Origin of the sequence: Streptomyces albidochromogenes (assembly GCF_005981925.1) — a bacterium.
GTDB classification, from domain to species: Bacteria; Actinomycetota; Actinomycetes; order Streptomycetales; family Streptomycetaceae; genus Streptomyces; species Streptomyces albidochromogenes.
The window spans coordinates 1-9,090 of sequence record NZ_VBVX01000270.1 but is presented as its reverse complement, the minus strand read 5'-3'; the positions used below and the strand labels follow the sequence as shown (position 1 = coordinate 9,090).

9 protein-coding genes and 2 tRNA genes are annotated in these 9,090 nt (G+C 71.0%); 6 read left to right on the top strand and 5 right to left on the bottom strand.

Features of this window, described 5'->3' with window-relative positions; genetic code table 11:
- Positions 1-107 precede the first annotated feature (107 nt).
- The 5 genes from E2E34_RS26825 to E2E34_RS26805 form a co-directional block, all read right to left on the bottom strand.
- On the bottom strand, positions 108-875 hold the full coding sequence (locus tag E2E34_RS26825; protein WP_138904492.1) for an ABC transporter permease: 768 nt from the start codon (positions 873-875) through the stop codon (positions 108-110).
- Entirely contained in the window at positions 872-1,831 is a 960-nt protein-coding gene (locus tag E2E34_RS26820) for an ABC transporter ATP-binding protein (RefSeq protein WP_138904491.1), read from the bottom strand. Before E2E34_RS26820 ends, E2E34_RS26825 begins: the two co-directional genes overlap by 4 nt.
- A gap of 146 nt (positions 1,832-1,977) precedes the next feature.
- Positions 1,978-2,053: transfer RNA gene (locus E2E34_RS26815), tRNA-Gly, on the bottom strand.
- A gap of 53 nt (positions 2,054-2,106) precedes the next feature.
- Positions 2,107-2,178, bottom strand: a tRNA-Gly gene (locus E2E34_RS26810).
- 156 nt (positions 2,179-2,334) lie between these two features.
- Positions 2,335-2,652, bottom strand: coding sequence for a histone-like nucleoid-structuring protein Lsr2 (locus E2E34_RS26805; RefSeq protein ID WP_138904490.1), 318 nt, complete (start codon positions 2,650-2,652; stop codon positions 2,335-2,337).
- Positions 2,653-2,977: 325 nt separating this feature from the next.
- On the opposite strand from E2E34_RS26805, the gene purS reads away from it, so the two are divergent.
- The 6 genes from purS to E2E34_RS26775 all read left to right on the top strand — a co-directional run bounded on the left by purS (position 2,978) and on the right by E2E34_RS26775 (position 8,971).
- A complete protein-coding gene (gene purS, locus E2E34_RS26800; RefSeq protein WP_138898077.1) occupies positions 2,978-3,229 on the top strand; it encodes a phosphoribosylformylglycinamidine synthase subunit PurS in 252 nt (83 codons plus the stop codon).
- Positions 3,226-3,906: a phosphoribosylformylglycinamidine synthase subunit PurQ gene (purQ, locus tag E2E34_RS26795; RefSeq protein WP_138904489.1), complete on the top strand. Its 681-nt coding sequence runs from the start codon at positions 3,226-3,228 to the stop codon at positions 3,904-3,906. Before purS ends, purQ begins: the two co-directional genes overlap by 4 nt.
- Positions 3,903-6,152: a phosphoribosylformylglycinamidine synthase subunit PurL gene (gene purL / locus E2E34_RS26790; protein ID WP_138904488.1), complete on the top strand. Its 2,250-nt coding sequence runs from the start codon at positions 3,903-3,905 to the stop codon at positions 6,150-6,152. Before purQ ends, purL begins: the two co-directional genes overlap by 4 nt.
- Before the next feature lie 144 nt (positions 6,153-6,296).
- Positions 6,297-7,106, top strand: coding sequence for a maleylpyruvate isomerase family mycothiol-dependent enzyme (locus E2E34_RS26785; protein WP_244316143.1), 810 nt, complete (start codon positions 6,297-6,299; stop codon positions 7,104-7,106).
- A 180-nt stretch (positions 7,107-7,286) separates the two neighbouring features.
- Positions 7,287-8,087 carry a putative protein N(5)-glutamine methyltransferase gene (locus E2E34_RS26780; protein WP_138904486.1) on the top strand — a complete coding sequence of 267 codons (801 nt, stop codon included), beginning with the start codon at positions 7,287-7,289 and terminating at the stop codon, positions 8,085-8,087.
- A 50-nt stretch (positions 8,088-8,137) separates the two neighbouring features.
- Positions 8,138-8,971, top strand: a complete 834-nt coding sequence (locus E2E34_RS26775) for an META domain-containing protein (RefSeq protein WP_138904485.1) — start codon at positions 8,138-8,140, stop codon at positions 8,969-8,971.
- The last annotated feature ends 119 nt before the right edge of the window (positions 8,972-9,090 follow it).

Genomic DNA, 9,090 nt, shown 5'->3' with positions numbered 1-9,090 from the left:
TCTTTTTTTCAATGAGACGTCTGCCCCCGAGATCTACACTTATGCGATCGTCGGCAGCGTCAGATGTGTATCAGAGACAGGTACACAACCGGGCCAGTACGCCGCCCCTACCGCCGAGGCTCCCACCGGAACCACCGCCGGACAGCGACCACCGACAGTACGGTCCACGCCAGGGCCGTGCCGACCGCCCCCAGCGCCTCGTACGCCCCCAACTGCCCGCTCCAGCCGCCGCGCACGAGCTCCACCACCGGCGACAGCGGCAGCAGCTCCAGGACCCCGGCCGCCCGATCCGGCAGCAGCTCCAGCGGCACGACGACACCCGACCCCACCATCGAGATCAGCATCATCGGCATGATCGTGATCTGGGCGCCCTCGGCGGACCGGGTGAACACCGCGGTCAGGGCGGCCATCGCGGTGGCGAGCCCCAGCCCCAGCAGCACACCGGCCGTCACCCACACCGGATCGGCCGGCATCTCCATCCCCAGCACCGCCGCCCCCGCGATCAGCAGCATCACGCACTGCGCGAGCCCGGCCACCAGCGTGGCGGCGGCCGTCCCGGCCAGTATCTCCGCGTCGCCGAGCTCCCCCGTCCGCAGCCGCTTCAGCACGAGCTCCTCGCGCCGCACCACGTAGACCGTGACCAGCGCCGAGTACACCCCGAAGAGCAGGACGAACGCCACGGCCATCGGCATCATCGCCTCCCCCAGCGACAGCCCCGCCTCGCGCAGGTCCATGTCCTCGACGATCGGCCGCATCGCGAACGTCATGGCCACCGGCACCACCAGCGCCGTGAGGAGCACCGCCTTGTGCCGTGCGAGCAATGTCAGTTCGGCCCGCGTCAGAGCCGCCATACGTCCCGCCACAGCCGTGCTCATCGGACACCCGCCCCTTCCTCGTCCCGCTCGTTCTTCCGCGCCCCGCCCGCGATCTCCAGGAACGCCTCCTCCAGGGAAGCCGACCGCGCGTCGAGCCCGCGCAGCTCCACCCCCGCCTCCTGCGCCCAGGCCAGCAGCCCGGTGGCGGTCCGCTGAAGCCGGTCGGTGAACAACCGCGTCGTCCGCCCCACCACTTCGTGCCCGGTGACCCCCAGCTGCCCCAGCGGTGGCAGGTCCCCCAGGTGGTAGCCGTCCGGCAGCTCGAAGGAGATCCGCGACGGGTACCGCGCCACGACCTCGTCCAGCCGTCCCTGCACCGCGAACCGCCCCTCGTGCAGGATCGCCAGCCGGTCGGCGAGCTCCGCCGCCTCCTCCAGGTAGTGCGTGGTCAGCAGCACGGTCGTGCCCCCGTCGCGCAGCTCACGCACCAGGTTCCAGGTCTCGCGCCGCCCCTCGGCGTCGAGCCCGGTGGTCGGCTCGTCCAGGAAAAGGACCTCGGGCCGTCCGAGCAGCGCCGTGGCCAGGTCGAGCCGCCGCCGCTCCCCTCCGGAGAGCTGCTTCACCCGTACGTTCTCCCGCCTGCGCAGCCCCACCAGCTCCAGCGCCTCGCCCACCGGCCGCGCCCCGCTGGTGCACCCCGCCCACATCCGGACGGTCTCGCGGACGGTCAGCTCGGAGGGGAAGCCGCCCTCCTGGAGCATGACGCCGACCCTCGGCCGCACGGCCGCACGCTCGGTGTACGGGTCGTGCCCGAGCACCCGGACGCTGCCGCCGCTGGGCCGGGCGAGGCCCTCCAGGAGCTCCAGGGTCGAGGTCTTGCCGGCCCCGTTGGTGCCGAGGAGCGCGAAGAGCTCGCCGCGCGCCACGGAGAAGGAGAGGGAACGGACGGCTTCGAAGCCGCCGCTGTAGGTACGCCGCAGCCCCTCGGCGTCGATCACATGCTCGTCGCTGGTCATGCCTCAAGGTTTCCGCCCGACCGGGACCGGCGGCAGTGCGCGGTGTCACCGGGGCCCATGACAAATGTCAGTACCGCCGCAGTCCCGCGTCACCGGGAGCAGCACGACGAAGGCCCCGGTCGCAATGACCGGGGCCTTCGTACTCATGGAGCGGACGACGAGATTCGAACTCGCGACCCTCACCTTGGCAAGGTGATGCTCTACCAACTGAGCCACGTCCGCATGTGGTGCCATCACTGTACCGGATCCACAGGAGTGGTCGATGAGCGATGTAGAGCGGGTGACAGGAATTGCACACTGCGCCTTCCCCCTGGAAGGGGGATGTTCTACTACTGAACTACACCCGCACGCTGCTCGGGGACCGGCTTTTCGGCCTTGCCCCTCGGCGTGTTCCAGACTCTAGCCGATCACCGGGGGTGGAACGCAAGTCGGCTGCTCCCGGGGGCTCCGAGGGCGCGCCCCGGCCCGCGCGCCCGGCCGGCGCCGGGCCCGTCCGCGGGCGGTCAGGAGGTCTCGGCGAAGGCCTCGTAGACCTTCTTCGGGATGCGGCCGCGGGCCGGCACGTCCATCTGGTGCGAGCGCGCCCAGGCGCGCACGGCGGCGGGGTCGGGCGCCACGGGCGTGTGGCGGTAGACCTTGCCCGACTTCGAGTGCTTTCGGCCGGCCTCGATGAACGGCTCCAGTGCCGTGCGCAGTTTCTTTGCATTGGCGGGATTCAGGTCGATCTCGTACGACTTCCCGTCCAGGCCGAAGCTGACCGTTTCCGCTGCTTCCCCTCCGTCGATGTCGTCGGAGAGCGTGACCACTACGCGCTGAGCCACGGACATCGGTCCTTTCCTGCGGCACTACCGCCTCGGACATCGTGTCTGACGTGCGGTGATGCCGGCCTTCCGGCTGATTTGGAGCAATGCTCATTTTCTCGCTATTCCTTTGTACAGCGAGAGGCATTGCATGGCGAAGCCCAGTTAATTCCGTCCGCGTGTCTCTCCGCAATCGGGAGCGGCCACTTTTTCGCGGATTTTTCCCCGCGTTGTCGCGCCCGATACCGGAACGTGATCCACGTCAACGTATATCTACCCGCGTAGAATTTCAGGGCGGGTACGCTGAGGGAACCGCCTTCGCACCACACCACCACCGGGAGTGCCAGTGGCACGCGTCGTAGTCGACGTCATGCTCAAGCCCGAGATCCTCGACCCGCAGGGACAGGCGGTGCAGCGTGCACTGCCCCGTCTCGGCTTCGAGGGAATCGCGGACGTCCGTCAGGGAAAGCGTTTCGAGCTCGAGGTCGATGGGCCGGTCGATGACGCCGCCCTCGCCCGCATCAACGAGATGGCCGAAACGTTCCTCGCCAACACCGTCATCGAGGACTTCACCGTGAAGGTGGAGGAGTCGAAGTGACCGCTCGTATCGGAGTCGTCACCTTTCCGGGAACCCTCGACGACAAGGACAGCCTCCGCGCCGTCCGGACCGCGGGCGCCGAGCCGGTCTCGCTGTGGCACCGCGACAAGGACCTCAAGCAGGTCGACGCGGTCGTGCTAGCGGGCGGCTTCTCCTACGGCGACTACCTGCGGGCCGGCGCGATCGCCCGCTTCTCGCCGGTGATGGAGACGATCATCGAGCAGGCGAAGGCCGGTCTTCCGGTCCTCGGCATCTGCAACGGTTTCCAGATCCTCACCGAGGCGCACCTGCTGCCCGGCGGGATGCTCCAGAACAACCACCTGCACTTCATCTGCCGCGAGCAGAAGCTGCGCGTGGAGACGAGCGGGACGGCCTGGACGGCGGACTACACCGCCGGACAGGAGATCCGCATCCCGCTCAAGAACATGGACGGCCGGTACGTCGCCGAGGAGCGCGTGCTCGACGAGCTGGAGGCGGAGGGCCGCGTCGCCTTCCGCTACCTCGACGTCAACCCGAACGGCTCGCTCCGTGACATCGCCGGCATCACCAACGCCGCCGGCAACGTCGTCGGCCTGATGCCGCACCCGGAGCACGCCGTGGAGCCGCTGGTCGGCACGGGACGTACCGACGGCCTCGGATTCTTCACCTCGATCCTGAAGAAGCTGGTCAACGCATGACTCTCGACACTGTCAAGCACGCGGGCGAGACCCCCGAGGCGGAGCAGCCCTGGAAGGAACTCGGCCTCAAGGAGGACGAGTACGCGCGCATCCGGGAGATCCTCGGCCGCCGCCCGACCGGCGCCGAACTCGCCATGTACAGCGTCATGTGGTCCGAGCACTGCTCGTACAAGAGCAGCAAGGTCCACCTGAAGCAGTTCGGCGAGAAGGTCCCCGTCAACGACGCGATGCTCGTCGGCATCGGCGAGAACGCCGGCGTCGTCGACGTCGGCCAGGGCTACGCCGTGACCTTCAAGGTCGAGTCGCACAACCACCCCTCGTACATCGAGCCCTACCAGGGCGCGGCCACGGGTGTCGGCGGCATCGTCCGCGACATCCTCGCCATGGGCGCCCGGCCGGTCGCGGTCGTCGACCCGCTGCGCTTCGGCGCGGCCGACCACCCCGACACCCGGCGCGTGCTGCCCGGCGTCGTCGCGGGCATCGGCGGCTACGGCAACTGCCTGGGCCTGCCCAACATCGGCGGCGAGGTCGTCTTCGACGACTGCTACCAGGGCAACCCGCTGGTCAACGCCGGCTGCATCGGCGTCATGAAGCACGAGGACATCCACCTCGCGAAGGCGAGCGGTCCCGGCAACAAGGTCGTCCTGTACGGCGCCCGCACGGGCGGCGACGGCATCGGCGGCGTGTCGGTGCTGGCCTCGGAGACCTTCGAGTCGACCGGACCCGCCAAGCGTCCGGCCGTCCAGGTCGGTGACCCGTTCCAGGAGAAGCTCCTCATCGAGTGCACCCTGGAGATCTTCCGCGAGCAGCTCGTCGCGGGCATCCAGGACCTCGGCGGCGCGGGCCTGTCCTGCGCGACCTCCGAGCTGGCCTCGGCCGGTTCCGGCGGCATGCGCGTGGAGCTGGACACCGTTCCGCTGCGCGACTCCTCCCTCTCGCCCGAGGAGATCCTCATGAGCGAGTCGCAGGAGCGCATGTGCGCGATCGTCGAGCCGGACAAGGTCGACCGGTTCATGGAGATCTGCGAGAAGTGGGACGTCATCGCCACCGTCATCGGTGAGGTGACCGACGGCTCGCAGCTGGAGATCTTCTGGCACGGCGAGCAGATCGTCGACGTACCGCCGCGGACCGTGGCCCACGAGGGCCCGGTCTACAACCGGCCGTACGCCCGCCCCGCGTGGCAGGACGCCCTCCAGGCCGACGACGCGAACAAGCTGGCGCGCCCGGCGAACGCGACGGAGCTGCGCGAGCAGGTCCTGAAGCTGGTCTCGTCGCCGAACCAGGCGTCGAAGTCGTGGATCACCGACCAGTACGACCGGTTCGTGCAGGGCAACACGGTGCTCGCCATGCCCGAGGACGCCGGCATGGTGCGGATCGACGAGAAGACGAACCTGGGCGTCGCCATGGCGACCGACGGCAACGGCCGGTACGCGAAGCTCGACCCGTACACGGGCGCCCAGCTCGCGCTGGCCGAGTCGTACCGCAACGTCGCCGCGTCCGGCGCCAAGCCGCTCGCGATCTCCGACTGCCTGAACTTCGGCTCTCCCGAGGACCCGGACGTCATGTGGCAGTTCGCGGAGGCCACGCGCGGTCTCGCGGACGGCTGCCTCCAGCTTGGTACGCCGGTGACCGGCGGCAACGTCTCGCTCTACAACCAGACCGGCGAGACCGCCATCCACCCGACGCCGGTCGTCGCGGTGCTCGGCGTGATCGACGACGTGACCCGGCGTACGCCCGTCGCCTTCGCGGAAGAGGGCCAGCTCCTCTACCTGCTCGGCGACACGCACGAGGAACTGGGTGGCTCGGCCTGGTCGCAGGTGATCCACGGCCACCTCGGCGGCATGCCGCCGAAGGTCGACCTGGACCGGGAGAAGCTGCTCGGGGAGATCCTGATCTCGGCCTCGCGCGACGGCATGATCGACGCGGCGCACGACCTGAGCGACGGCGGCCTGATCCAGGCGGTCACCGAGTCCTGCCTGCGCGGTGGGAAGGGCGCGCGGCTGGTCGTGCCGGACGGCCTCGACCCCTTCGTGTTCCTCTTCTCCGAGTCGGCGGGCCGGGCGGTCGTGTCCGTGCCGCGCAGCGAGGAGCTCCGCTTCAACGACATGTGCGGGGCGCGTGGTCTGCCCGCGACTCGCGTCGGTGTCGTCGACGGTGACGAGATCGAGGTGCAGGGCCAGTTCAGCATCCCGCTGAGCGAGCTGCGCGCCGCGCACGAGGCGACGCTGCCGGGCCTCTTCGCCTGACGTCTCGCCGCAGTACTCCTTCGGCCCCGGTCAGCCACTGGCCGGGGCCGAGGCGTTCGCCTCGCGGAGCGGGCCTGCGCGCGCACGCCCCCCGGGGGTGGAAAGCCGGCGGCGATGTCCTGGCCAAGGGCTAATCTCGGGGCCATGTCATCCGCTGCCCCGAAGCGCCCGCGCCCCCGCCCGCGTCGGTACGACGCCGGCAAGATCCGTGCCGCGGTCCTGGCCCAGTTCGGCGCCGTGCACGACGCGGTGCGCGACCTCACGCCCGCGCAGCTCGCGCTCTCCACGCACCTGGGGGACTGGACGGTCCGCGACCTGGCCGCGCACATCGCCATGGCCGCCGGATCGGTCACCGCCTGCCTGGAGAAGCCCGCACCGCCCCGGCAGGAAGTGGCCCTGCTCGACTGGCCGTTCGCGACCGCTTCCCGCGCCGCCCGGATCTCCGAGGACACGAAGTCGGTCGCCGCGTCCGCCACCGACCTCGACGCGCTGTACGAGCGTACCGGTGCCCGCCTCGCCGAGCTGCTGCCCGCCGCCCCCGACGACCGGCTCCTCGCGACCCGCGTCGGCGCGATGCGCCTGGACGACTTCCTCGTCACCCGTACCGTCGAACTCGTCGTCCACACCGACGACTTGAACCACGCAGCGGGGCTCGCCGTCCCGTACGAGCGGCAGGCGCTCGCCGCCTGCACCCGTCTGCTCGCCGACGCCCTCGCAGTGAAGGCGCCCGGCGGTTCGGTCGAGGTGCGCGTCCCGCCGTACGCCGTCGTGCAGTGCGTGGAGGGCCCCCGCCACACCCGGGGCACGCCGCCCAACGTCGTCGAGACGGACCCGCTGACCTGGATCCGGCTCGCCACGGGACGCACCACGTGGGACGCGGCGGTCGACGACGCGAAGGTCGGCGCCAGCGGCGAACGGGCCCGTCTGGCCGGACTGCTGCCCGTCCTCGGCTGAACCGGGAGTTGATCATGTACTGTGGCCGACGCCAACGCAGGACGTACGCACCGAGGAGGTGAGACCCATTACCGCTGTGTCAGGTCGGGTGCTCTCCTCTCGCGACCGCGCGGTCCACCGGGCGTAGGAGCCGGACCCCGGGACCGAGGGAGCGCCCCCAGGCGTCCCGAAAGGTTTCCCATGTCCCTCTCCCCGCCGCTCTCCCCCTCCGCCGTCGTCACCAGGCTGCGCGCCGCCGGCTGCGTCTTCGCCGAGGACGAGGCGGATCTGCTCCTCGCCGCCGCGCGTGACGCCGGCCACCTCTTCGCCATGGTGGAGAGCCGCGCCGACGGCCTCCCCCTCGAACACGTCCTCGGCTGGGCGCAGTTCCGGGGCCACCGCTTCGCCGTGGACCCCGGCGTCTTCGTCCCCCGCCGGCGCACCGAGTTCCTCGTCGAGCAGGCGGTGGCCCTCGCCCCCGCCCGGGCCGTCGTGGTCGACCTGTGCTGCGGGTCGGGCGCGCTCGGCGCGGCGCTGGCCGCCTCGCTGGAGCGGGTCGAGCTGCACGCCGCCGACGTCGACCCCGCCGCCGTGCGGTGCGCCCGGCGCAACGTCGCCGCCGCCGGCGGGCAGGTGTACGAGGGCGACCTCTTCGCACCGCTGCCCGCCGCGACGCTGCGCGGGCGGGTCGACGTACTCCTGGCGAACGTGCCGTACGTACCGACCGACGAGATAGACCTGCTGCCCCCGGAGGCCCGCATCCACGAGGCGCGGGTCGCGCTCGACGGCGGGGCGGACGGCCTCGACGTCCTGCGCCGGGTGACGGCGGACGCCGGGAGGTGGCTGGCGCCGGGCGGGCACCTGCTCTTCGAGACGAGCGAGCGCCAGGTGCCGCGGGCCGTCGACACCGTCGTACGCGGCGGGCTGGCCCCCCGGGTCGTCACGTCCGAGGAGCTGTACGTCACCGTCGTCATCGGCACGAGGGCTGCGCCGGGCGAGTGAGGGGAGGGCGGAAGCGGAACCGAACACCCCACCGCTTCCGTCCCATCGCCATGGATACGTCACGCACCCGCATCTGCGGCCCGCTCACCGGCGCCGTCACCGTCCTCGCCCTCCTGACCCTGGCCGCCTGCGGCACGGAGCCGGGCTCGGACGCCGGACGTGACGCCACCGTGAAGCCGGACCTTCAGCTCTCCGGCATCGACTGGACCGTCGACAGCGTGACCGTCGACGGGAAGAAGACGCCGGCGCCGGAGAAGGCCACGGTACGGATCGACGACAAGGGCCGGGCCAGCGGCAACACCGGCTGCAACCACTTCGGCGCCGACGTGAAGGTCAAGGGCGACACGGTCACCGTGGGGCCCGCCCGGACCACCCAGATCGGCTGCCCGAAGAGCGTCGCGAAGTTCGAGCGGCACCTCCAGCGCACGTTCGCCGGCGAACTCAAGGCCAAGGTCGCGGACGACCGGCTGACGCTGACCACGGCCGAGGGCGACACCATCGCCCTCTCCGAGACGAAGCCGGAGCCCGACGCCGAGCTGCTGGGGACCGAATGGCGGGTGGAGTCGCTGCGGGACGGCGACACCGCGAGCTCGCTGCCCGAGGACGCGGCGGCCAAGGCGAAGCTGTTCTTCGGCGAGGACGGGTCCGTGGGCGGGAACCTCGGCTGCAACAACGTCTCGGGCAAGGTGAAGGTCTCGGGCTCCACCCTCACCTTCAGCAAGATCGCCACGACCCGGAAGCTGTGCCCACCGGCGGTGATGAACACCGAGGAGGCGCTGCTGGAGGTCCTCGAAGGGGAGGCGGAGTACGAGATCCGTGAGCGCGCCCTGACCCTCACCGGGGCGGACGGCAAGGGGCTGGAGGCGATGGCGATCGCCAGGTAGCCCCCGGGGCCGGGCCCGGGGGCTGTGCGGCGGGGGCGCCTTCCCCCGCGCCCCCGGGGCCCGGTCAGCTCACCGGGACCGTGCCTCCCGTGCCCGCTCCCGTACCGCTCGTGCCCGCC